The 24,489-nt window shown below is 55.2% G+C and carries 21 protein-coding genes; 20 read left to right on the top strand and 1 reads right to left on the bottom strand.

Annotated elements, in window-relative coordinates; translation table 11 throughout:
* Positions 1 to 313: 313 nt before the first annotated feature.
* The 18 genes from FQ179_RS22085 (at position 314) to serB (ending at position 19,381) form a co-directional block, all read left to right on the top strand.
* Entirely contained in the window at positions 314 to 1,438 is a 1,125-nt protein-coding gene (locus FQ179_RS22085) for a porin (RefSeq protein ID WP_149399894.1), read from the top strand.
* A 267-nt stretch (positions 1,439 to 1,705) separates the two neighbouring features.
* Positions 1,706 to 2,779, top strand: coding sequence for an Rpn family recombination-promoting nuclease/putative transposase (locus tag FQ179_RS22080; RefSeq protein ID WP_149399892.1), 1,074 nt, complete (start codon positions 1,706 to 1,708; stop codon positions 2,777 to 2,779).
* Between the two features lie 414 nt (positions 2,780 to 3,193).
* Positions 3,194 to 3,553, top strand: coding sequence for an NADH-quinone oxidoreductase subunit A (locus tag FQ179_RS22075; RefSeq protein ID WP_149399890.1), 360 nt, complete (start codon positions 3,194 to 3,196; stop codon positions 3,551 to 3,553).
* Positions 3,554 to 3,731: 178 nt separating this feature from the next.
* Positions 3,732 to 4,208 (top strand): NADH-quinone oxidoreductase subunit B family protein, encoded by a 477-nt coding sequence (locus FQ179_RS22070; protein ID WP_130008530.1) that lies wholly within the window; start codon positions 3,732 to 3,734, stop codon positions 4,206 to 4,208.
* An 8-nt stretch (positions 4,209 to 4,216) separates the two neighbouring features.
* Positions 4,217 to 4,828: an NADH-quinone oxidoreductase subunit C gene (locus FQ179_RS22065; RefSeq protein ID WP_149399889.1), complete on the top strand. Its 612-nt coding sequence runs from the start codon at positions 4,217 to 4,219 to the stop codon at positions 4,826 to 4,828.
* A complete protein-coding gene (locus FQ179_RS22060) occupies positions 4,829 to 6,085 on the top strand; it encodes an NADH-quinone oxidoreductase subunit D (protein ID WP_149399887.1) in 1,257 nt (418 codons plus the stop codon).
* Positions 6,086 to 6,120: 35 nt separating this feature from the next.
* Positions 6,121 to 6,615 carry an NADH-quinone oxidoreductase subunit NuoE gene (nuoE, locus tag FQ179_RS22055; RefSeq protein WP_149399885.1) on the top strand — a complete coding sequence of 165 codons (495 nt, stop codon included), beginning with the start codon at positions 6,121 to 6,123 and terminating at the stop codon, positions 6,613 to 6,615.
* Complete coding sequence (gene nuoF / locus FQ179_RS22050; protein WP_149399883.1) at positions 6,612 to 7,979, top strand: NADH-quinone oxidoreductase subunit NuoF; 1,368 nt, start codon at positions 6,612 to 6,614, stop codon at positions 7,977 to 7,979. Before nuoE ends, nuoF begins: the two co-directional genes overlap by 4 nt.
* A gap of 14 nt (positions 7,980 to 7,993) precedes the next feature.
* Entirely contained in the window at positions 7,994 to 10,321 is a 2,328-nt protein-coding gene (nuoG, locus tag FQ179_RS22045) for an NADH-quinone oxidoreductase subunit NuoG (RefSeq protein ID WP_149399881.1), read from the top strand.
* The gene (nuoH, locus tag FQ179_RS22040; protein ID WP_149399879.1) at positions 10,321 to 11,394 is read left to right on the top strand and encodes an NADH-quinone oxidoreductase subunit NuoH; all 1,074 of its coding nucleotides are present in this window, start codon (positions 10,321 to 10,323) and stop codon (positions 11,392 to 11,394) included. The genes nuoG and nuoH overlap by 1 nt, the downstream gene beginning before the upstream one ends.
* A 17-nt stretch (positions 11,395 to 11,411) precedes the next feature.
* The gene (gene nuoI / locus FQ179_RS22035; RefSeq protein WP_149399877.1) at positions 11,412 to 11,900 is read left to right on the top strand and encodes an NADH-quinone oxidoreductase subunit NuoI; all 489 of its coding nucleotides are present in this window, start codon (positions 11,412 to 11,414) and stop codon (positions 11,898 to 11,900) included.
* Between the two features lie 19 nt (positions 11,901 to 11,919).
* Complete coding sequence (locus tag FQ179_RS22030; RefSeq protein WP_149399875.1) at positions 11,920 to 12,549, top strand: NADH-quinone oxidoreductase subunit J; 630 nt, start codon at positions 11,920 to 11,922, stop codon at positions 12,547 to 12,549.
* The gene (gene nuoK / locus FQ179_RS22025; protein WP_149399873.1) at positions 12,546 to 12,854 is read left to right on the top strand and encodes an NADH-quinone oxidoreductase subunit NuoK; all 309 of its coding nucleotides are present in this window, start codon (positions 12,546 to 12,548) and stop codon (positions 12,852 to 12,854) included. Before FQ179_RS22030 ends, nuoK begins: the two co-directional genes overlap by 4 nt.
* Before the next feature lie 13 nt (positions 12,855 to 12,867).
* Entirely contained in the window at positions 12,868 to 14,874 is a 2,007-nt protein-coding gene (nuoL, locus tag FQ179_RS22020; protein WP_149399954.1) for an NADH-quinone oxidoreductase subunit L, read from the top strand.
* Positions 14,871 to 16,373, top strand: coding sequence for an NADH-quinone oxidoreductase subunit M (locus FQ179_RS22015; protein ID WP_149399871.1), 1,503 nt, complete (start codon positions 14,871 to 14,873; stop codon positions 16,371 to 16,373). Before nuoL ends, FQ179_RS22015 begins: the two co-directional genes overlap by 4 nt.
* Before the next feature lie 9 nt (positions 16,374 to 16,382).
* Complete coding sequence (gene nuoN / locus FQ179_RS22010; protein WP_188074691.1) at positions 16,383 to 17,870, top strand: NADH-quinone oxidoreductase subunit NuoN; 1,488 nt, start codon at positions 16,383 to 16,385, stop codon at positions 17,868 to 17,870.
* Positions 17,871 to 17,902: 32 nt separating this feature from the next.
* A complete protein-coding gene (locus FQ179_RS22005; RefSeq protein ID WP_255475105.1) occupies positions 17,903 to 18,448 on the top strand; it encodes a DUF2818 family protein in 546 nt (181 codons plus the stop codon).
* An 81-nt stretch (positions 18,449 to 18,529) separates the two neighbouring features.
* Positions 18,530 to 19,381: a phosphoserine phosphatase SerB gene (gene serB / locus FQ179_RS22000; protein ID WP_149399867.1), complete on the top strand. Its 852-nt coding sequence runs from the start codon at positions 18,530 to 18,532 to the stop codon at positions 19,379 to 19,381.
* 115 nt (positions 19,382 to 19,496) lie between these two features.
* On the opposite strand, the gene mfd is transcribed toward serB, so the two are convergent.
* Positions 19,497 to 22,955, bottom strand: a complete 3,459-nt coding sequence (gene mfd, locus FQ179_RS21995; protein WP_370459927.1) for a transcription-repair coupling factor — start codon at positions 22,953 to 22,955, stop codon at positions 19,497 to 19,499.
* A 29-nt stretch (positions 22,956 to 22,984) separates the two neighbouring features.
* Between mfd and FQ179_RS21990 the strand changes: the two genes are divergently transcribed.
* A complete protein-coding gene (locus FQ179_RS21990) occupies positions 22,985 to 23,842 on the top strand; it encodes a 2-C-methyl-D-erythritol 4-phosphate cytidylyltransferase (RefSeq protein ID WP_149399864.1) in 858 nt (285 codons plus the stop codon).
* A 109-nt stretch (positions 23,843 to 23,951) separates the two neighbouring features.
* Positions 23,952 to 24,437, top strand: a complete 486-nt coding sequence (gene ispF / locus FQ179_RS21985) for a 2-C-methyl-D-erythritol 2,4-cyclodiphosphate synthase (RefSeq protein ID WP_149399862.1) — start codon at positions 23,952 to 23,954, stop codon at positions 24,435 to 24,437.
* The last annotated feature ends 52 nt before the right edge of the window (positions 24,438 to 24,489 follow it).

The following is a 24,489-nucleotide window of genomic DNA, read 5'->3' as shown; positions in this document are numbered from 1 at the left end:
ACTTTCAATAAAAACAATCAACTGCACGAGTTATCTAAAATTTATTTAAAGAAGTTGCGATAAAAAAAGTGTTGGGTTTCCGCCACGCCAAAGTACGGGTTAATACGTACTGTTTAGTCTCAAAAATGGCCGTTTGTTGTTTTCAACCAACGCAAAAGTGGAAAAACAGGGCTTTTACCATCACGGCAATAGCCATGAGGCCGGAATTTTGATGCAATAGCACCAACTTCCCATCGCGGAGTTGGAAAGGGCAGCAGCACCACGGTTAAAGTAGTCGCTGCTCTGTTTACTCAAATCTACGGAGATTTCTTACATGAAAAAGACTCTGCTCGCTGCTGCTCTAATTGTCGGCTTCGCTGGCGTTGCCCAGGCAGAAACATCGGTTACCCTTTACGGTATTCTTGACGGTGGTATTGGCTACCAGCAAGTTAAGAACCTGCCTGACGTCACCTATCGCGGTCAAACCAACGTCACTAAGGCCACTAAATTTGGCCTGGTCGATGGCGTTCAGTCCGGCAACCGCTGGGGCATGAAAGGTACTGAAGATCTGGGTAACGGCCTGCGCGCTGTGTTCCAGTTGGAAAGCGGTTTCGGCCTGCGTGATGGCAACCAAGGCCAAGGCGGTCGTCTGTTTGGTCGTCAAGCCACTCTGGGTCTGGCTAGCGATGCTTGGGGTCAACTCGACGTCGGTCGTCAAACAAACGTTGCTTCCAAGTACTTCCCCGGTATTGCTGATCCGTTCGGCGCCAGCTTCGGCCAGGCCAACGGTGGTACGTCGTTTACAGCCGCTAACACGGTTCGTTTCGACAACATGATCATGTACCAAACCCCTAACTTCTCTGGCTTCCAGTTTGGTTTGGGTTACTCGTTCAACACCAACGGCGCACAAACATACAACGTTGCTGACTCGAACACCAACCAAACCGCCATCACAACTGGTCTTCGTTACGCCAACGGCCCTATCGGCCTGGTCGCAACCTATGACCGCGTTCACACTAAAGACGGTTTCAGCGGCGGCAAAGAAACATTCCAGGCATACTCGCTGGGTGGTTCTTATGACTTCGAAGTCGTCAAACTGCACCTGGGCTTTGGCCAGACCAAAGACGGCGTTTTCGCTGGCCAAGGCATGCCACTTGATGGCGTAGTCTCCCTGGGTGGCAACACCTACGTTGACGGCCTGAAGTTCAACTCTTACATTGCCGGTGTTTCCGCACCTCTGGGCAATGGCAAGATCATGGCTTCCTGGCAGATGGCTGATCCTACATCCGAGCCTACAGGCGTGGATCTGGATAAGCAACAGGTTTACAGCATTGGCTACACATACAACCTGTCCAAGCGCACCAACGTGTACGCCATCGGTTCGTACGCCAAAAACGCTGCTATGATCGACGGTGTGAAGTCCACACTGGTCGGCGTGGGCATGCGTCACCAGTTCTAATCGGTACGCATAGCTCGTCTATGCAACCGAGTGGCCCGGTCTCCGGGCCACGCAGAAACTGGCAGGCGTAAGCCTGTGCAAGCTAAAGAAAAGCCATCCTTCGGGATGGCTTTTTGCTGTGGTGCGCAGCATGCGTTCTTGCCTGGGGATGTTTCGCCTTGATCCTGAAAGGCTAACGGTGTCTCGCGTTGATAAGTTTGCCCAATTTTCTTCCACTTTTGAGAGTTGTAGATTGCTGGCTTGCAAACTGTTTAAGGGCACTCAGGCATGTCATTGTTTAACCCCTTCTCATCGTCAGGCTCCCCTGCAGAGAGGGTGGCGCCCAACCCGGCGTTATCGGCGGCGGTAGTCAGTCCTACGCAATCGATGGCATCATCTAATCCTACGTCAACGGAGCGGGCGGCTTCCGGGCTGGCGCATAGCGGTGTGCAGCAGTCTCGTTTCAAGGCGCACACGCAAGCGCGGGGGCTTCACGTACATGGTCTCTCGCTGTGCAATGACGTGGTCTTCAAGGCCTTGGTCAGCCGCCACCCGCACCTCTTGTCTGATCTGATTAATGCGGTACGCCACCCTGCGGCACCGATAACGGTGCAGCGCATCTTGAACCCGACGATTTTGCCGCAAGACCTGGAGGGCAAGCACATCGTGCTGGACATCCTCGCTGAGGATGTCGATGGTCAGCGCCTGGGCATAGAGATGCAACTACAGCCCTTTCGGCACTGGCCGCAGCGTAACGTCTATGGTGTGGCGCGCAGCTTGGCTGGGCAATTAAAGGCCGGACAGGGCTATCGAGACCTTAAGCCGGCGATCGGGATTAGCCTACTGGCGCATGACCTGTTTACCCAATACCCCGCCAAGGCTAACTGGCACTTCACGCTGCGAGACAGCCAATACCCGCAAATACAGTTGGATCAGGTGCTGCAAGTGCATATAATTGAACTTCACAAAGCCGAAGCGCTGCGTGAATTGCCTGAGCCGCTGTTGGCCTGGACTGCATGCCTATTGAACAACCTGGATGAGGGCGCCATGAATGCAATCACCCACCCACCTGTACAAGAAGCTCTGACTCATCTGCAAACGTTGTATTCCAATGAAGAGTTGCGCTTGATGGCCGAGCGCCGGGAGCAGGCCCTGGTTGATGCCGAAGATATGCTGGACCAGGCGCGGTACGACGGCGAGCAAAAAGGCCAGGCACAACTTTTGGCGCGTCAGCTCGAGCACAAGTTTGGGCCCCTGTCTTCGTATTACCAAGCGCAGCTTTCGCGCGCCAGCGCTGATCAACTGCATAACTGGTCACTAAGCCTGTTGGATGCCCGGTGCATTGAAAGCGTCTTTATTTGACGCTGGCTTTTTATTGGCACAAAGGCTGGCCAGCGGAGGGCGCGTACTGGCGTTTTTCGGGGGGGGCTAACACGTGGAGTGGTTCAAGCCTCACTCGGAAAGGTGCAGTGCTCGAGAGAGCAGCAGTGCCCGAGAGGAGAGCGGGTGCGGAACGGTCAATGTACGCACGCAGGCTTTTATCCACACCCAGGGTATCAGGGAAGCGAGGCGTATCGGTGCTTTATGCCAACTGCCTGAAAACAAAAGAGTCTGACACCGCTCAGTACGGTGTTGTATCGTCAGGCCTTATCGGGCAAATTTTATGATCTTCCGTAAAAATCTTGGACCCTTGAGGGGCTTAAGGGTTTTTCACTAGAAAGATGCTCTCAAAATGCTACAATCAGGAAGTTTATTCACCGTGATTGGATGCTTTGCATGAATCTGCAAGAGTATTTTCCTGTTCTGCTTTTTATAGTCATTGCCACCGTTCTGGGCTTTGCCCTCTTGGGTGCTGGCAGGCTACTTGGGCCGCATCGGCCCTACGATGAAAAGCTCTCCCAGTATGAGTGTGGTTTCGAGGCTTTCGGCGACTCACGCATGAAGTTCGACATCCGCTACTATCTGGTAGCCATTCTGTTCATCATGTTCGATCTTGAAATCGCCTTTCTGTTTCCGTGGGCCGTTGCCAATGGCGCCATCGGTATGGTTGGTCTCTGGACGATTCTGATATTTCTGTCCATTCTTACCGTCGGTTTTATTTACGAATGGAAGAAGGGCGCACTAGACTGGGAATAACACTCGGCTGGACGGCGCACAGAGCGCGGTCTTGCGGGTTGCGGCGGCAGGGCCCCCAGGCACAACAAGGGTGGTCAGTGTATCTGTCCAACGCCATGTGAGGCGGCGTGTTGCTTGATTGTTCTGCTCTCCGTTTCGTCGGCATTACGCCTGGCACAGGCATTAAATAGGCAAAATTATGGCTATCGACGGCATTATGAAAGAAGGTTTTATAACCACCAGCGCAGACAAGTTTCTGAACTGGGCCAAGACGGGCTCGCTTTGGCCCATGACCTTCGGTCTGGCCTGTTGCGCGGTTGAGATGATGCACGCGGGCGCGGCCCGGTACGATCTCGACCAGTTTGGCATTATCTTTCGTCCCAGCCCCCGTCAGTCTGATCTCATGATCGTCGCGGGTACGCTGTGCAACAAGATGGCGCCTGCGCTGCGTAAGGTCTATGACCAAATGGCTGAGCCCCGCTGGGTGGTTTCCATGGGTTCCTGTGCAAACGGCGGCGGGTATTACCACTACTCCTACTCTGTAGTGCGCGGGTGTGATCGCATTGTGCCTGTTGATGTCTACGTGCCCGGTTGCCCGCCTACCGCTGAGGCGCTGGTCTATGGGTTGCTGCAAATGCAGAACAAAATCCGTCTCACCAACACGATTGCGCGCTAGGTGTATAAATGACTCGGCTCGAAAAGCTACATACAACGCTTCAGGCAACGTTTGGCGATACTGTTTCGCTAAAAGTCGCGCTTGGCGAAATCACTATTGAAGTTTCCACCAAAGACTGGCTTGATGTGTGCGCTGCGCTGCGTGACAACGAGGCATTGCACTTTGAAACCTGTATTGATCTTTGCGGCATGGATTACTCCGCGTGGGGTGCTCCCACCAACACGGTAGAGCCCGGCCTTTTTCCGGCCCGGTTTGCGGTCGTGTTGCATTTGCTGTCGCTCAAGCACAACGTGCGGATCAGGGTGCGTACCTTTGTTCCTGGTGATGACTTCCCTGTGCTGCCCTCGCTGGTCGATGTGTGGCCGTCCGTAAACTGGTATGAGCGCGAAGCGTTTGACCTGTATGGTATTGTTTTTGAAGGCCACCCTGACCTGCGGCGCATACTCACCGACTATGGCTTTATCGGGCACCCCTTCCGCAAAGACTTCCCCATCTCGGGCTATGTCGAAATGCGTTATGACACAGAGCAGCAGCGGGTTATCTATCAGCCCGTTTCGATCGAGCCACGCGAGGTGACCCCTCGTGTGGTGCGCGAAGAAGGCTACGGAGTAGAGCGATAAATGGCTGAAATAAAAAACTACACCCTTAACTTCGGGCCCCAGCATCCGGCCGCGCACGGCGTGCTGCGTCTGGTGCTTGAGCTTGACGGCGAAGTCATCCAGCGTGCCGACCCGCACATCGGGCTGTTGCATCGTGCCACCGAAAAGCTGGCCGAGCACCGCACATTTCTGCAGGCGCTGCCCTATATGGACCGCCTCGATTATGTCTCCATGATGTGCAACGAGCACGCCTATGTGATGGCAATCGAAAAGCTGACTGGCATCGAGGTGCCGTTGCGTGCCCAGTACATTCGCGTCATGTTTGACGAGATCACTCGCCTGCTTAACCACCTTATGTCCATTGGGTCGCACGCACTTGACGTGGGTGCCATGGCGGTGTTTTTGTACGCCTTCCGCGAGCGCGAAGATCTCATGGATTGCTACGAAGCCGTGTCGGGTGCTCGCCTGCATGCGGCGTACTACCGCCCGGGTGGCGTGTACCGCGACCTGCCGGGCACCATGCCGCAGTACGGGCAGAGCAGCAAGTATCGTGGCGAAAAAGAGCTCAAGGCCATGAACGAAGCGCGCTCGGGTTCGCTGCTTGATTTCATCGAAGACTTCACCAACCGTTTCCCTACATGCGTTGATGAATACGAAACTCTGCTTACCGACAACCGCATCTGGAAGCAACGTCTGGTAGATGTAGGCATCGTCACTGCCGACCGTGCCAAGGCACTGGGCTTTACGGGTGCCATGCTGCGTGGTTCTGGCGTCGAGTGGGACTTACGTCGCAATCAGCCTTACGAGGTGTACGACCGTCTTGATTTTGACATTCCCGTCGGAAAAAACGGTGATTGCTATGATCGCTACCTGGTGCGTATTGCCGAAATGCGCGAGAGCAATCGCATTATTCGCCAGTGTGTAGAGTGGCTGCGCAACAATCCAGGCCCGGTTATCACTGACAATCATAAGGTCGCGCCTCCGTCGCGCGAGCGCATGAAGACAGGCATGGAAGATCTTATCCACCACTTCAAGCTGTTCACTGAGGGCATGCATGTGCCGGTTGGTGAGGCCTATGCCAGCATTGAACATCCCAAGGGCGAGTTCGGCATCTATATGGTGTCTGATGGCGCCAACAAGCCTTACCGCGTCAAAATACGTGCGCCAGGTTTTGCCCATCTGTCGACCCTGGACGAAATGTCACGCGGTCACATGATCGCCGACTGCGTCACAATTATCGGGACCCAAGATATTGTGTTTGGCGAGATCGACCGTTAATCGGCCTGTGCCAAGGTAAACACCGGAACCAAACTATGCTGCTGTCCGAACAAGCTTACAAAAAAATCGACAAGGAAATCGCTAAATTTCCTGACGATCAAAAGCAATCCGCCGTTATCGCTGCGCTAACTGTCGCTCAAGACGAAAAAGGCTGGATATCCACTGAAGTTATCAGAGATGTCGCCGCCTATATTGGTATGCCGCCGATTGCGGTGCAAGAGGTGGCTTCTTTCTACAATATGTTCCAGACGCATCCGGTTGGGCGTTTTACGCTTACGGTGTGTACTAACTTGCCCTGTGCCTTGCGCGACGGCGTCAAAACTGCTGATTATCTCAAGCAGAAACTGGGTATCGATTTCCATGAAACCACTCCTGACGGCCTGTTTACGCTGGCAGAAGGTGAGTGCATGGGTGCCTGTGGTGATTCTCCCGTTTTGCTCGTAAACAGCAAGCACATGTGTGTACGCATGTCAGAGGATAAAATCGACGCCATGATCGAAGAAATCAAACGTCACGGAGAATCGGCATGAGCGTGGCAGATCTGTTGCAACGGTTTTCGCAGGGGCTGGAACCCAACCCTACTGGTGATTTGTCCACCAGCATGATTTTCCATGATCGCCATATCAACCCGCAGATTGTCCAGGGGCTTGACGGCAGCAACTGGGGGCTTGAAGCCTACGTCAAGCGCGGCGGCTATGAAGCCTTGCGCAAAATTCTGACCACCGGCATGACGCCGGAAGACGTGATCGCTGAAGTCAAGGCATCAAGCCTGCGCGGACGTGGTGGTGCAGGCTTTCCGACGGGGCTTAAATGGAGCTTTATGCCGCGTACGCTGCCAGGGCAAAAATACCTGGTATGCAACTCTGACGAAGGTGAGCCCGGTACATTCAAAGACCGAGATATTCTGCGTTTCAATCCGCATATTGTCATAGAGGGTATGATTATTGCCGCGTATGCCATGGGCATTACGGTGGGATACAACTATATCCACGGTGAAGTCTTTGAGGTTTACGAGCGCTTTGAAGAGGCGCTTGAGCAGGCGCGTGAGGCGGGCTTTCTGGGCGACAATATTTTAGGCTCGGGTTTCAACTTTCAGCTGTACGGCTTTCATGGTTTCGGCGCCTACATATGCGGCGAAGAAACCGCATTGCTTGAGTCGCTCGAAGGCAAGAAAGGCCAGCCGCGCTTCAAGCCGCCTTTCCCGGCCAGTTTCGGCCTGTATGGCAAGCCAACCACTGTTAATAACACCGAAACATTCGCGGCTGTGCCCTGGATTTTCCGTAACAGTGCAAAAGAATATCTCGATATCGGCGTCGCCAATGCCGGCGGCACCAAGCTCTTTTCCGTGTCTGGCGATGTGCGTCTGCCTGGCAACTATGAAGTGCCGCTGGGCACACCGTTCAGCAAATTGCTTGAACTGGCTGGTGGGCTGCGCGAAGGCCGCACGCTAAAGGCGGTAATTCCAGGTGGTTCAAGTGCGCCCGTGTTGCCTGCTGACATCATGATGCAAACCAATATGGATTACGATTCCATCGCCAAGGCTGGTTCTATGCTTGGTTCTGGCGCAGTTATTGTCATGGATGACACGCGCTGCATGGTCAAGTCGCTGATGCGACTGTCGTATTTCTATTTCGAGGAAAGCTGCGGTCAGTGCACACCTTGCCGCGAAGGCACGGGCTGGCTGTATCGCATGGTCGAGCGTATTGAAAACGGGGAAGGGCGCCCGGAAGACATGGAAGTGCTCGACTCGGTTGCACATAACATGATGGGGCGTACGATTTGCGCGCTCGCTGATGCAGCAGCCATGCCGGTACGCAGCTTTGTCAAACATTTCCGCGACGAGTTCGCACATCACATAGAGCATAAGCGCTGTGTGGTGCCCAAATATTTGTAGGTCAGGATACGCTAATGGTTGAGATCACCATCGATGGCATCAAAGTAGAAGCCGAAGAAGGCAGCATGGTTATCCAGGCTGCCCACAAGCTTGGCGTCTACATACCGCATTTCTGCTATCACAAAAAACTGTCCATTGCGGCCAACTGTCGCATGTGTCTTGTTGAAGTAGAAAAAGCGCCTAAGGCCTTGCCCGCCTGTGCCACGCCTGTTACCAATGGCATGGTGGTACGTACACGTTCTGCTGCAGCGGTTGCCGCGCAAAAGAGCGTTATGGAATTTTTGCTGATTAATCACCCCCTTGACTGTCCAGTTTGCGACCAGGGCGGGGAATGTCAGCTGCAGGATCTGGCCGTGGGCTATGGTGCTTCGGCCTCACGCTACCAAGAAGCCAAGCGCGTCGTGGTGGGCAAGCACATGGGTCCGCTCATTTCGGCCGACGCCATGCAACGTTGCATTCATTGCACACGCTGTATTCGCGTAGGTCAAGAGATCGGCGGCATCATGGAAGTCGGTATGCTCAACCGTGGTGAGTTTGCCGAAATCACTACGTTTGTGGGCGAGGCTGTCGAGTCGGAGCTGTCTGGCAACATGATTGACGTTTGCCCTGTTGGCGCGCTGTTGTCCAAGCCGTTCAAGATGTCTGCCCGTACCTGGGAGCTGGGGCGCCGGTTTTCGGTTAGCCCTCACGATAGTCTTGGTGCCAATCTGGTGGTGCAAACCAAGCGGGACCGCGTCATGCGCGTGGTGCCGTTCGAAAACGAAGACGTCAACGAGTGCTGGCTCAGTGATCGTGACCGTTTCTCGTACGAAGGCCTGTACACCGAAGACCGGCTGGCTCATCCCATGGTTAAGGGGCAAGACGGGCAGTGGCGCGAGGCCTCATGGGCCGACGCGTTGCAACTGGTCGTGCACGGGCTAAACACTGCACGCGAACAGTTTGGCTCCGACCAGATCGGTGCGCTGGGCAGTTCAACGGCAACCACTGAAGAGCTGGCCTTGCTGGCTCGGCTGACCCGCGCGTTAGGATCTGAAAACATTGATTTCCGGCTGCGTAACACTGACCCGTCTTTCGATAACGCGCTTTCAGGTATTCCATGGCTGGGCATGCCCGTCGCCGAACTGAACAAGCTCGATCGCGTATTGGTGGTCGGCTCGTTCCTGCGTAAAGATCACCCCCTGATGGCACAGCGTCTGCGCCAGGCCTGCAAGTCGGGCACTCAGGTCTCGTTTATTGACTCCGCCGCCGACGATCCACTGTTTCCGGTGGCTGTACGCCTAACGGTTGCGCCAAGTCTTATTCCTGCTGCACTGGCCGAGGTTGCTGTGGCGTTGGCTACAGCCGCTGGTCAGCCTGTGCCACACGCTTTTGCCGGGGTCGAGCCTTCTGCTCAGGCGCGTGCCATTGCGGACAGCCTGGCATCGGGGCAACGTGTCGCTGTGCTGCTTGGTAACGCGGCCGTGTCCTCTGATCGTGCAAGTCTTATCATGGCCAATGCCTCGACACTGGCCAATGCCGCCAATGCCCGGTTCGGGTTTCTTACCCCCGGTGGCAATACGGTGGGGGGCTACATGGCAGGAGCAACGCCGGGCGAGGGCGGGCTTACCGCCACCCAGATGCTGCAGCAGCCACGCAAAGCGTACATAGTGCTTCATGCTGAGCCATCGCTCGATAGCGACAATGGCGTACAGGCATTGCAGGCACTGAAAAATTCAGGCTTCGCCGTGGCTTTGACGCCTTTCCGCTCGTCGGCCGAGGCATGGGCAGACATCATGCTGCCTGTTGCGCCATTTACCGAAACATCAGGCACCTTTATTAATGCCGAAGGCCGTGTGCAGAGTTTCAAGGGCGTTGCAGCGCCTTACGCTGATGCGCGTCCCGCCTGGAAAGTATTGCGGGTGCTGGGTAACTTGTTTGAGCTTGAAGGCTTTGACGATGAAACGTCTGAAGCTGTGCGCGACCGAGTGCTCGATGGAGGTATTGAAGGGCGCCTGTCCAACGAGGTGACGGCGCTACCGGCCCTGTCCAGCAAGCTTGATGGTCTGGAACGCGTTGCCGATGTGCCTATTTACCGTACCGACGCCTTGGTGCGCAGGTCAGCACCTTTGCAGGAAACGGCTGCTTCTCTGCCGCCCAAGGCGCGCATGGCCTCTGCCACACTGGCAGGCCTAGGTGTCGAAGACGGTGATGCGGTAATAGTTCGGTCGGAGCAGGGGCAAGTTACGCTGCCTGCACAAATGGATGACACAGTGGCCTCCGGCTGCGTTCGCATTGCCGCAGCGTTTGACGCCAGCGCGGCTTTGGGTAGCAGCTTTGGCCTCTTGACGGTGGAGCGTGCCTGATGGAGTGGCTTACAACAATTGAGAACTTTGGCACGGAGCTTATCGGGCCTACGCCCTGGCTGGTGGTCTGGACGACCGTCAAAATTCTGGTCATTGCCGTGCCAATTATTTTGTGTGTGGCTTACCTGACGTATTGGGAACGCAAGATGATCGGTGCCATGCACGTGCGTCTTGGTCCCAACCGCGTTGGTTATCGCGGGCTGCTGCAGCCTTTTGCCGATGTGTTCAAACTGCTCACCAAAGAAGTCATCGTACCTGCCAAGGCCAACAAGTTGTTGTTCATATTGGCACCTGTGGTAACGCTGATGCCGGCGCTTGCCGCCTGGGCCGTAATACCGTTTGGGCCTGAAGTGGTGTTGGCCGATATCAACGCCGGCCTGCTTTTCGTTATGGCGCTTACGTCAATTGGGGTTTACGGCGTAATCGTTGCCGGCTGGGCGTCTAACTCCAAGTATGCCTTGCTGGGTGGCATGCGTGCAGCAGCGCAAATGATTTCCTACGAACTGGCCATCGGTTTTGTGTTTGTCGCGGTTATTCTGGTTTCAGGCACGCTCAATATCAGTGGCATTGTTAATGGTCAAGGGGCGGGGTGGTTCGCCGAGCGCGGCGTCAACTTCATGTCCTGGAACTGGCTGCCGTTGTTACCGCTTTTTGTTATTTATGTGGTTTCAGCCGTGGCAGAGACCAACCGCCATCCATTTGACATGGTTGAGGGTGAGTCAGAAATTGTGGGTGGATCCATGGTCGAGTATTCGGGCATGGGTTTTGCGCTGTTCTTCCTGGGCGAATACGCCAACATGATTTTGTTGTCGGCGCTGGCGTCCATTATGTTCCTGGGTGGGTGGATGCCTCCCCTGGAAATTGCACCGCTGACGTGGGTTCCCGGTTGGTTGTGGCTGGGCCTGAAAACGTTTGTGGTGGTTTCGATGTTTATTTGGTTCCGTGCGACGTTCCCGCGTTATCGCTATGACCAGATCATGCGCCTGGGCTGGAAGGTATTTATTCCGTTCACAGGCGTCTGGCTGGTATTGGTGGCGATCTGGATGCAGACGCCCTGGAATATCTGGCACTAGGACACAGGGGCAACATTATGGAAGCGATCAAAGATTTTTTCGGCAGTCTCATGCTCAGTGAAATGCTGCAAGGCATGAAGCTGACCGGCAAGTATTTTTTCAAGCGTAAAATCACACAGCGTTATCCGCACGAGAAAACGCCGCTGTCGCCGCGTTTTCGAGGGCTGCATGCCTTAAGGCGTTACCCCAATGGCGAAGAGCGTTGCATTGCGTGCAAGCTTTGTGAAGCGGTTTGTCCGGCATTGGCCATCACCATTGAATCCGAAGAGCGGGACGATGGTACGCGCCGCACCACACGCTATGACATCGATCTGGCCAAGTGCATTTTCTGTGGTTTCTGCGAGGAAAGCTGTCCCGTCGATTCTATCGTCGAGACGCATATTTCTGAGTACCACGGTGAAAAGCGCGGTGACCTGTACTACACCAAAGATATGCTGCTGGCCATTGGCGACCGTTACGAGCCCGAGATAGCACGCCGCCGTGCCGAAGATGCTCCTTACCGATGATGGCAGACCAGAGACACCTATGATTTTTACTACAGTACTGTTCTATCTCCTGGCCATCGTGCTGGTGGTGGCCGCCTTCCGCGTTATCACTGCCACTAGTCCGGTTACCGGCGTGTTGCACCTTATCCTGGTTTTCTTCACGGCATCCATGCTCTGGATGCTGCTGGGCGCCGAGTTTGTGTCGCTATTGTTGCTTATTGTCTACGTAGGCGCCGTCATGGTGCTTTTTTTGTTCGTGGTCATGATGCTCGATGTGCGCATGGAAACCCTGAAGACTGGTCTCAAAATATATCTGCCACTGGGCCTTGGCATTGGTTTCATCATGGTCCTTGAGATGGCTTTTGTGCTGGTGCGCACCTGGTTTGATGCCGGCCCTGCAGCCGCCATAGCCGATGACTTCGACAATACCCTGGCACTGGGTACAGCCATGTACACCGATTATGTTTTTGCGGTGCAGGTGGGGGGTGTTATTTTGCTGGTGGGCATGGTGTCTGCCATTGCGCTCACCATGCGCAAGCGTGGTGACGTCAAGCGTAACCGTCCTTCGGAACAGGTTAAGGTCAAGTCCCAAGATCGGCTTCGTCTGATCAGCATTCCGTCACAAACTGAAGCACCGGCTGCCGAACCTGAAAAGGGGGAGAACAAATGACACTGACGCTCGCACACTATCTGATACTGGGCGCAATTCTCTTCGCCATTGGTATCTTCGGGTTCTTTCTGAACCGACGCAATCTTATTATTTTGCTTATGTCCATTGAGCTGATACTGCTTTCAGCCAACATGAACTTTGTAGCGTTTTCGACGTGGTCCGGCGATTTGTCGGGGCAGGTCTTTGTATTTTTTGTTCTTACGGTGGCCGCCGCTGAAGCGGCTATTGGCCTGGCGATCTTGGTGTTGCTGTTCCGCAACCTGAAAACGATCAACGTCGAAGAACTTGACCAGCTCAAGGGTTGATGGGGTTGCAAATATCATGAATTCACCAAGTCTTTATCTGTTGATTGCCCTGGCTCCTCTGGCTGGAGCCTTGCTCGCTGGCTTTTTCGGCACCGGCTTTCTGGGAAGCTGGATCGGGCGTTTCGCCGCACACCGCATCACGATTGCAGGCGTTATGATCTCGTTTATCGGATCAGTTGTCGTACTGTTTCAGGTGCTTGACGGTCATACCTACAACGGCATGCTCTACACCTGGAGCGTGATCGGCACCACCCGCGTTGAAATCGGCTTTCTCATTGATTCGCTCAGCGCCCTCATGATGGTGGTGGTAACGTTCGTATCGCTAATGGTGCATATCTACACCATAGGCTATATGGTCGATGACCCGGGTTATTCACGCTTCTTCTCTTATATCTCGTTGTTCACCTTCTCCATGCTTATGTTGGTCATGGCCAATAACATGTTGCAGCTGTTCTTCGGTTGGGAAGCAGTGGGTCTAGTGTCGTATCTGCTGATAGGCTTCTGGTACACCCGCTCAACAGCCGTTTATGCCAACCTCAAAGCGTTTCTGGTCAACCGGGTTGGCGACTTCGGTTTCATATTGGGCATAGGCCTGCTGTTTGCATACAGCGGTAGCCTGAACTACGCCGATGTTTTTTCTCAGGCTGATGCGCTGGCCAAAATTGGCTTCCCTGGCAGCGACTGGCAAATGCTTACAGTAGCTTGCATTTGCCTGTTTGTGGGTGCCATGGGTAAATCCGCTCAAGTACCGTTGCATACCTGGTTGCCTGATTCCATGGAAGGTCCTACGCCCATCTCGGCGCTGATTCACGCGGCCACCATGGTAACGGCGGGTATCTTTATGGTGGCGCGTTTCTCGCCGCTGTTTGAGTTATCGAACACGGCACTCTCGTTCATCATCATCATCGGTTCCATCGGTGCGCTGTTCCTGGGTATTCTGGGTATTGTCCAAAATGACATCAAACGCGTCATCGCCTACTCGACGCTGTCACAACTGGGTTATATGACCGTTGCGCTGGGGGCCTCGGCTTACTCCGTAGCCATCTTCCACTTGATGACGCACGCCTTTTTCAAGGCTTTGCTGTTTCTTGGGGCAGGCTCGGTCATCATCGGCATGCATCACGATCAGGACATCCGCAATATGGGTGGACTGCGCAAATACATGCCCATTACCTGGATCACTTTTCTTATTGGTACGCTTGCTCTGGTGGGCACGCCTTTCTTCTCGGGGTTCTACTCCAAAGAGCACGTCATCGAAGCGGCAGGCGCCGCCAATGTGTGGGGTGCGAGCTTTGCGTATTACTCCACACTCATCGGCGTGTTTGTGACATCGGTGTATTCGTTCCGTGTGTATTTCTTGGTGTTCCACGGTAAAGAGCGCTTTGATACACATGCCGTTGCAGCACACGGGCATGGCGACGACCATGATCACCACGGCGGGGCGCCCAAAGAATCGCCATGGGTGGTCACGCTGCCGCTGGTGCTTCTGGCTATTCCATCTGTGGTTGCAGGTTTCTGGTTTATTGACCCACTGCTGTTCGATGGTTATTTTGGCGACGCGATCGTCAACCTTCCGCAGCACCCTGCCATGGCTGAGCTTGCACATCACTGGGATGGATGGGTTGCCTACGCCATTCATGGTTTCTCGACGGTGCCGTTCTGGCTGATGATTGCCGGGCTGGTGGTTACCTGGTATTGCTATCTCATTAATCCCAGGGTGCCAGCTGCCATCAAGAACAATCTGTCGTTCCTGTATCGTGTACTCGAGAACAAGTACTATGCCGACTGGTTTAACGAGCAAGTAATGGCCCGCGGCACTCGAATGTTGGGTAGGGGCTTCTGGCAGGCGGGCGACCGTGGTCTTATCGATGGGCTGATGGTCAACGGCAGTGCTCGCCTTGTGGGCTGGGTGTCTGCAGTCAGCCGGCACTTGCAGTCGGGCTATATTTTCCATTACGCCTTTGCAATGATCGTCGGGATCATGGCTTTTATCTCCTTTTTCGTACTGACGGTTAAATGATGGTTAGCAACATGGCGTCTTCTACTCTTCCCTGGCTAACACTTTCGATTTTTGTTCCCATCATTGCGGGCCTGCTCGTGCTGTTGGTGGGGCGTGACGACCGACCGGAGCTTACCCGCACGGTGGCGCTCGTCGGCGCGGTGCTTGGCTTTCTGGTGACGATCCCGCTGTACACAGGTTTCGACCCGACGACGGCAAACATGCAGTTTGTCGAGATGGCGCCCTGGATCGAAACCTTTTCCATCAATTACCACCTGGGCATAGATGGCATCTCGCTGTGGTTTGTCCTGCTAACGGCCTTCATCACGATTATTGTGGTGCTGGCAGGCTGGCAAGTGATCACCAGTCGCATAGCGCAATACATGGCAGCCTTCCTGATTTTGTCGGGCTTTATGGTTGGTGTGTTTGCCTCACTCGATGGCATGCTGTTTTATGTGTTCTTTGAGGCAACCCTCATTCCCATGTATCTCATCATCGGCGTGTGGGGCGGACCAAATCGCGTTTATGCAGCCATCAAGTTTTTCTTGTACACGCTGCTGGGTTCGCTGCTGTTGCTGATTGCGTTTATCTATCTGTGGTGGGCTGCAGGCGGTTCTTTCGATATTCTCGAATGGCACGCACTCAAGCTTAGCTACACGCCGCAAATTCTCATTTTTCTTGCCCTGCTAGCGGCCTTTGCCGTCAAGGTGCCAATGTGGCCAGTGCATACATGGTTGCCGGACGCACACGTTGAGGCGCCTACCGGTGGTTCGGTGGTGCTGGCCGCCATCATGCTGAAGTTGGGGGCATACGGTTTTCTGCGATTCTCGCTACCCATTACGCCTGACGCCTCGCACAGCTTGGCCGGCATGATGATCGCGCTGTCGTTGGTTGCCGTTATTTATATCGGGCTGGTTGCCATCGTTCAAGATGACATGAAGAAGCTGGTGGCCTATTCGTCAGTCGCTCACATGGGCTTTGTGACGCTGGGCTTTTTCGTATTCAATGCCGTTGGCGTCGAGGGTGCCATCATCCAGATGATTTCTCACGGCTTTGTCTCGGGAGCCATGTTTCTGTGTATTGGTGTTCTTTATGACCGCCTGCATACGCGTGAAATTGCTGCCTATGGCGGTGTCATCAACGTTATGCCCCGTTTCGTGACGTTTTTCGTACTGTTTTCCATGGCCAATGCGGGCTTGCCAGCCACCAGCGGTTTTGTTGGTGAGTTCACGGTCATCATGGGGGCAGTTCAATACAACTTCTGGATAGGCCTGCTTGCTGCCCTTGCGCTGATTCTCGGTGCCTCGTATTCGCTATGGATGCTCAAGCGTGTGGCGTTCGGCGAAATGACCAATGACAATGTACGCGGCATGAGTGATCTGAACTCGCGGGAATTTTTCATTATGGGCCTTTTGGCGATCGCAGTGCTGTACATGGGTATCTATCCCAAGCCGTTTACGGATGTCATGCACGTGTCAGTGGAGGCGCTGCTCCAGCACGTTTCCGTCTCGAAACTGTAGACCAGAACTATTATGCAAAACCAATATCATTTCGCCCTGGCTCTGCCTGAGATCCTGCTTTTGATCATGGCCTGCGCGGCATTGCTGTTCGACTCGTTCAGCAAGTCGAAAGTCAGGCATGGCACGTTTCTGTTCAGTGTCGCCACTGTATTTCTTCTTGCGATTGTCACTGCCTGGCAATGGAGCCAGGGGGTAAGTGGCAATTCTTTCGGCGGCCTGTATGTCGTTGATCCGTTATCGCATTTTCTTAAGCTGCTATCTTGCATCGCCGTTATTGCTACGCTGGTATACGGTCGAGAGTACGCCGAAGATCGCGACATGCTGACGCACGGTGGCGAGTTGTACTCGCTTACGCTGCTTGCGCTACTGGGTCAGTTTGTCATGATCTCTGCCGGCAGCATGCTCACGGTGTATCTGGGTGTGGAGCTTATGTCCTTCTCGCTGTATGCGCTGATCGCTTTGCGTCGTGATGACGTTACAGCCACCGAGGCAGCCATGAAGTATTTTGTGCTCGGTGCTTTGGCCTCGGGTGTAATGTTGTATGGCATGTCGATGATTTATGGTGCCACCGGGCAACTGAACCTGCGTCTTATCGCCCAGGTTATCGGCAGCGGCAACGCAGAGCGCCTGCCGCTGGTATTTGGTTCGGTATTCATCGTCGCGGGTCTGGCATTTAAAATGGCTTCCGCGCCATTTCATATGTGGGCACCCGATGTGTATGAGGGTGCACCTACTGCGGTCACACTTATTGTTGCTGCGGCACCCAAGCTTGCCGCCTTTGCCATAACATTACGTCTACTCATTGAAGGTTTGCACGGTATTGCTATCGACTGGCAACCCATGCTGCTTATTATCGCCGTGCTGTCGCTGGCTGTCGGTAATATCACGGCTATTGTCCAAACCAACTTCAAGCGCATGTTGGCGTACTCCACTATTTCGCACATGGGTTTTGTGTTCCTGGGCTTGTTGTCCGGCGTGCACAATGACATGGTCACGGCTGGTTCGGCGTATGGCTCGGCCCTGTTCTACGTCGTCATCTACGTGTTGACCACGCTGGTAACCTTCGGCCTTATTCTTCTGTTGAGCCGACGTGGGTTTGAGTGCGAAAATATTTCTGATCTTAAAGGCCTGAACCGACGCGATCCTGTTCTGGCTGCCATGCTGCTGCTGGCGATGTTCTCGCTCACAGGCATCCCGCCGCTGGCAGGCTTTTATGCCAAGTTAGCAGTGCTGCAGGCGTTGATCAGCGCAGGCTATGTCTGGCTCGCTGTTGTGGCCGTTATGTTCTCGCTCATTGGTGCGTTCTACTATTTGCGGGTGGTGAAGGCGGCATACTTTGATGAGCCTGAAGGCGAGGTTGCTCCGATCAGCTATGGCGTAATTACCAAAGGCATGATGTCGGTCAATGGCTTGCTCATTATCGGCCTGGGTATACTCCCCGGTGGTCTGATGGCTTTGTGCGTCAGCGTTATTGAAGGGTCGCTGAAGTTTCAATAGCTGGTCAGTCAGATAATCTCCTTAGGAAGTCAATGAGTCAGTCCTTCGCAGTATGGTTTGTTATCGGGCTTGCGCTGCTGACGGCAAATCTGCCCTTTTTGTCAGAACGGCCTTTTGTCGTGCTTCCTTGGATGCAAAATGAGGAGAGTCCCGCCCCCGCCTGGCTACGTTGGCCAGGATCGCTGCTATTCTTTTGCGCGCTTGTGGGTGTTGCCTGGCTTGGGTATTGGCTTATAGGTGGCGCCATTTTATTGGCAGGCGATACAGCGTCTGCGCTGCTGTTTACGTTGCGGCTTATTGGCGCCCTGATATTGGCGGGCCTTGTGCTCACATACCCAGGGTGGCGCAGTCGCAACGCTCGGGTTGAGAAGTCATTTCTGGTCAGGCTGATTGAATTGCTGGTTTTTTATGGCCTGGTTGGTGTGCTGGGGTTTGCATTTGAGCTTAACCTTGGTAATGTCTTTACTCAGACTTGGCAGTTTTACGCCATTACGCTTTGTCTTTTCGTGGTGCTTGGGTACCCGGGCTTTGTGCTTAAGTACCTGCTGCGTCGACGCAAGCACGGCAAGGCTCGTTAATCGGCCTGATGTAACGCATAGCGCGGTTCGTTCATACGGCCGCGCACCCACGGCCGCAAGGCCGTTTTTTTCGGACATTGCATGAGCCATCTAATTATCCAGGGGCCGCACATTGTTGCGGCCAATATCGAAAAAATTGCGGCACTGGCCGGCGCTCAAGGGGTACAAGAACTTAGCCCCACAGCGGTGCGATTGCTTGAGGTAGACGATGAAGGCCACAGCGCCATTGCCAAACTCTGCGAAGAAGCGCGCATGGACTACGCCTTTTTGCCACACGTTGACCGCCTCGCTGATTGCCGCATACTGGCCATGGATATGGACTCCACTCTCATCAATATTGAATGCATTGATGAAATCGCCGATATGGCGGGGCGCAAGGCCGAGGTGGCGGCCATTACTGAGGCTGCCATGCGCGGCGAAATTACGGATTTTGCGGAAAGCCTGACACGCCGGGTGGCCTTGCTCGAAGGTGTGCCGGTGCAGGCGCTGGAGCGTGTCTATGAAGAAAGGCTGCGGCTCAACCCTGGCGCTGAGGAATTGATCGCAGGCGTAAAGCGCCACGGGGTGAAAACCTTGTTGGTTTCTGGTGGTTTTACGTTTTTTACCGAACGGATGAAGCAACGTCTGGGGCTAGATGCCTGCCACGCCAACGTGCTCGAAGAACAGGGCGGCTTGCTTACGGGTCGTGTTAGTGGCGTTATTGTTGATGCGGCCGCCAAGGCCGCGCACCTGCAAGCCTTGGCCGACGAGTTGGGCGCCACAAGTGCGCAAATTATTGCGGTAGGCGATGGCGCCAATGATTTGAAAATGCTGGCATTGGCGCGGTATTCTGTGGCCTACCGCGCTAAACCGGTAGTACGCGAGCAGGCCAGTTTTGCATTAAATTTTAGCCCACTCGATGCCATTTTGAACTGGTTCCGGCGCGCCCACTAAGCTGAACGAGGCATGCCACGGGGCGATGGCATGCTGGCAGGGCAGTGTGAAGCCCTTGTCAGGCAACCTGACGCGTTAAACGCCCGGTTGCCGTAAAAAGGTCAGCGGTGCTGCGTTACTGCAGGGCAGCAAGCACGCTTCGCACCGCGTCTATGCGCGTAGCAACCTTTTGCCCTTCTTTTATTTCAATTTTAAGTTTGTCCTGGCCTGCCAGGCGCACATCTCTGCGCTTTTGCAGCAGTTCAATAATACGCAGCGGGTCGACATTGGGTTTGGCAGAAAACTGCACCGATGCCTGACCTTCGCTGGCCTCGATCTTAATGACCCCCATAGGCTCTGCATGAATGCGCAGTCGGTGTGTGGCAATCAGGGTTTGGGCAGCCTCTGGCAGTTTCCCGTAGCGGTCGATGAGCTCTTCTTGTATTAGGATGAGGTCGTCTTCGTGGCGAGCATGTGACAGCTTTTTATACAGCCCCAAGCGAGCCTGGACATCAGGGCAATAATCGGCTGGCAGCAGTGCCGATGCATGCAGGTTTACCTCGCACTGAGCAGCAAACGGGGACTCGAGGTCGGGCTCTTCACCAGACTTGAGCGCACGCACAGCGGTGTTAAGCATGTCTGAATACATGGAGAAACCAATCTCGTGGATGTTGCCTGATTGCGATTCGCCCAGTACTTCGCCTGTTCCGCGGATCTCGAGGTCATGCATGGCCAGGAAAAAGCCCGAGCCAAGTTCTTCCATGGCCTGTATAGCCTCCAAGCGCTTCTTGGCGTTGTTGGTGATGGCATCTTCGCCAGGGGTCAAGAGATAGGCATAGGCCTGGTGATGTGATCGGCCCACCCGTCCGCGCAATTGGTGCAGCTGAGCCAGGCCCAGGCGGTCTGCGCGGTGGATGACAATGGTGTTGGCGGTGGGCACGTCAATGCCGGTTTCAATAATGGTGGTGCATAGCAATACGTTATAGCGTTGCTGATAGAAACCCTTCATGACGTCTTCAAGCTCGCGCTCTGGCATTTGGCCGTGCGCAACCGCGATGCGCGCTTCGGGCACCAGTTCTTCGAGCTTGGCGCGCCGGTTGAGAATGGTTTCTACCTCATTATGCAAAAAGTACACCTGCCCGCCCCGTTTGAGTTCACGAAGTATTGCTTCACGTATGGTGCTACCGTCTTCGCGCCGTACAAAGGTTTTGATGGCCAGACGCTTTTGAGGGGCGGTTGCAATAACCGAGAAATCACGTATACCTTCGAGCGACATGCCTAAGGTGCGTGGGATAGGCGTGGCCGTGAGCGTAAGTATGTCGACCTCGGCGCGCAAGGCCTTGAGTGCCTCTTTTTGGCGCACACCAAAGCGGTGCTCTTCGTCGATGAGCACCAGACCAAGCCGCTTGAACTTGACGTCTTTGGATAAGATTTTGTGGGTGCCAATTACAATGTCGATGGTGCCGTTGTTAAGGCCCTCGATGGCCGCCGACACTTCTTTGCTCGAACGGAAGCGCGAGAGTTCGGCGATTTTTACAGGCCAATCGGCAAAGCGGTCGGCAAAGGTCTGGGCATGCTGCTCGGCCAGCAGCGTGGTGGGGCACAGCAAGGCGACCTGCTTTCCATTCATGACCGCCACAAACGCAGCACGCAGGGCGACTTCGGTTTTGCCGAAACCCACATCACCGCAAACCAGGCGATCCATGGGTTGGCCAGAAGTCATATCACCAAGAACTGCTTCAATGGCGGCCGCTTGGTCGGGGGTTTCTTCGAACCCAAACCCTTCAGCAAAGGCCTGGTAGTCAGCAGGTGGAAGCTTGAAACGAAACCCTTCGCGCGCGGCGCGCAGGGCATAAAGCGACAGTAATTCGGCGGCAGCATCGCGCACCTGACGGGCGGCCTTGCGGCGGGCTTTGTCCCATTGGCCTGAGCCTAATTGGTGCAGTGGGGCCTGCTCGGGGTCGGCGCCGCTGTAGCGTGCGATAACATGCAGTTGAGATACGGGCACATACAGGGTACTGCCGTTGGCGTATTCAAGATGGAGAAACTCCATCAGCCCTTCGCCCAGATCCATTTCTTTAAGGCCCAGGTAGCGTCCTATGCCATGCTGGGCATGAACGACGGGATCGCCTGCGCGCAGCTCGGAGAGGTCACGTACCATGGCCTCGATGTCGCTGCTGCGCTCCTGCGTGCGTCGACCTCGACGCGTGGGCCTGGCCTGTGTGGGGTACAGATCATTTTCTGTCAGCAGTGTGATGCGCTGGTCGTTTACGCCAAAGCCCAGGGTTAGGGGGGCTGTTACCAGGGCGAAGTGGCTGTCTGAGTGGAAGAAATCTTGCAGCGACTCAACCCCGGTATCGGGGCTTATGCCGAACTCGGCCAGCATTTGCACCAGGGTTTCGCGTCGCCCGGCTGAATCAGCACACAGCACGATACGACCACCTTCGTGGCCGATAAGTTTGCGCAGGCTGGCTACCGGGTCTTCGGCCCGACGCGCCACGGCAACCTGAGGCGGCAGAAAGAATTCAGGGTGTGGCGGTTCGCCGGTGAGTGCGAGCCGGGCAAACCCCTTGAACTGCCCAAAAAGGGCTTCTTCATTGAGAAACAAGCGCTCGGGTGGCAGTATGGGCCGCTCGCGATCGCTTTTCAGAAACTGATAGCGACTGTGGGTGTCTTGAGTAAAACGCTGAATGGCACCGCTGATGTCCCCCATGCTAACCGTGATCGCCTGTGCAGGGAGGTAGTCAAACAGCGTGGCGGTGGTGTCGAAGAACAGGGGCAGGTAGTATTCAATACCGGCGAAGGCGATGCCATTGCCGATGTCTTTGTAAGGCAGCGCGCGCGAAGGGTCGCCCTCGAAGGTTTCGCGAAACCTGGCCCGGAAGCGGTTGCGGGCCGCCTCGTCCATGGGGAACTCTCGGCCGGGCAGCAACTGCACACTCTTGACGGGGTACAGGCTGCGCTGTGTGTCGATATCGAAACTGCGTATGGATTCGATTTCGTTGTCAAACAGGTCGAGACGATAGGGCAGGACCGAACCCATGGGGAACAGATCAATGAGGCCGCCCCGTATGCAGAACTCGCCAGGAGACGTAACCTGTGTGACATGCGAATAATTAGCAAGCGTTAGCTGGCTGCGTAGCCCTTCTTCGTCCAGCGTGTCGCCTTGGGTGAACGAAAACGTATAGGCCGCCATGAACTCAGGCGGGGCCAGGCGATACAGCGCCGTGGTCACCGGTACGGTAAGAATGTCGACGCTGCGCTGCATGAGTGCGTGCATGGTGCGCAGGCGCTCTGATACCAGATCTTGATGGGGTGAGAAGCTGTCGTAGGGCAGGGTTTCCCAGTCTGGCAGTTGGCGTGCCCGCAGATCAGGCGCAAACAGCAGCACCTCTTCGGCCAGCCGCTGCGCTGCCAGTGGGTCGGCGCACACCACGACAATTGTGTTACCCGACTGACGCGCGAGGTCAGCCAGCAGCCATGCATCACCCGAACCGGGAGGCAAAGGCTGGATGAGCCTTTGCCCAGGTTTCAGGGCAGCAAGCGTCTGCTGGGTGGAAGAAAGGGATAGTGGGGAGTCTGTTTCGATAGCCATGTATGCTGCCATTATAAAATGGGATTCTTATGCACAAGAAACTGATTGCAATTGTTCCTGCCGCAGGCATCGGCGCCAGGGCGCTGACCGCACGTAAAGGGCCCAATGACGCCGGCTTGACGGCGCGTGCCTTGCCCAAACAATATCGTCTGCTCAACGGTGAGCCCATGTTGCGCTTGTCGGTGCAGGCGTTGCTGGCTGATGCTCGTATTGCTCAGGTAAGGGTCGCAGTGGCGGCTTCCGACCCATGGGTGGCACAGGTGCTCTCAGGGTTGCCGCGCACGGTGTGGCGCCCCTGCGGCGGCCCTACGCGGGCAGAAACGGTGTTGGCGGCGCTGCGCGACGCAAGACTCGATCCCGACGACTGGGTGCTGGTGCACGACGCAGCCAGGCCGGGTCTGCCTATTGATGCGCTCGGCCGTCTTATTGATACATGCCTGAGTAACAGGGCAGGTGGCCTGCTTGCACAACCCGTTGCCGATACGGTCAAGCGTGCGGCCAGCACTCATGACACTGCTGACATGGTACAGCACGTCAAGACGAGTGTTAGTGTGCCGAGTAGCGCTTTGACGCCAGACGGCGAGAGCTGCGGCACATCCGAGCATCGTGTGGGTGCCCCACAATCTAAGGTGTCATCGCGAGACGCTGCGGTTGTGGCAGAATCTGTGCCGCGCGATGGCTTGTGGCTGGCTCAAACGCCCCAAATGTTTCTGGCCGGTCGTCTGCTTGCAGCGCTTGAAGCGGCCGCGCCTTATTTTGACGCTATTACTGACGAAGCGTCAGCGCTTGAGCGGGCCGGCTATACGCCGTGCCTGGTTCCGGGGTCGGTGCGTAATTTCAAGGTTACCTGGCCTGAAGACTTCGCGCTCATGGAAAAATGGTTGTGATCCGTCTGCTGCGCAGCGGCCATCCCGGCGGTTAGAGGCGGCGCATGGCGTCGTTAGATGTTTATGTATACGTATTGCGGGCCATGTGGTCAGCATGTCTGGAGAAAGAATGAGTGTTCCGTTTCGTGTAGGGCAGGGGTTTGACGTGCATGCGCTGGTTGAAGGCCGCCCATTGATCATCGGCGGTGTGTGTATTCCGCATTCGCATGGGCTGCTGGGTCACTCTGACGCCGATGTGCTGCTGCATGCGGTAACCGATGCAATTCTTGGTGCGGCCGGGCTGGGTGACATAGGTCGGCATTTTCCTGACACTGACGCCCGTTATAAGGGCGCCGACAGTCGTGTTCTGTTGCGTGACGCCATGCAAAAGGTCAGAGACGCAGGGTGGCATGTGGTAAATGTAGATGCCACCATACATGCACAGGCGCCAAAAATGGGGCCGCATGCACCCGCAATGGCTGACAATATTGCGCACGATCTTCAATTGCAGGCTGGCGACGTCAATATAAAAGCCAAAACCAACGAGGGCTTGGGGTATCTTGGCCGCAAAGAAGGCATTGCCGCGACGGTGGTGGCCCTGCTGGCTCGACGTTAAGATGGGCTTATGAGTGAGCCGCCTCTGAGCGGCAATCACCGGCCGCTTGTGC

This window comes from Pusillimonas sp. ANT_WB101 (assembly GCF_008369125.1).
Lineage (GTDB): Bacteria > Pseudomonadota > Gammaproteobacteria > Burkholderiales > Burkholderiaceae_B > Allopusillimonas.
Note: the sequence above shows the minus strand (reverse complement) of the source record. Positions and strands in the feature narration are given on the sequence as shown.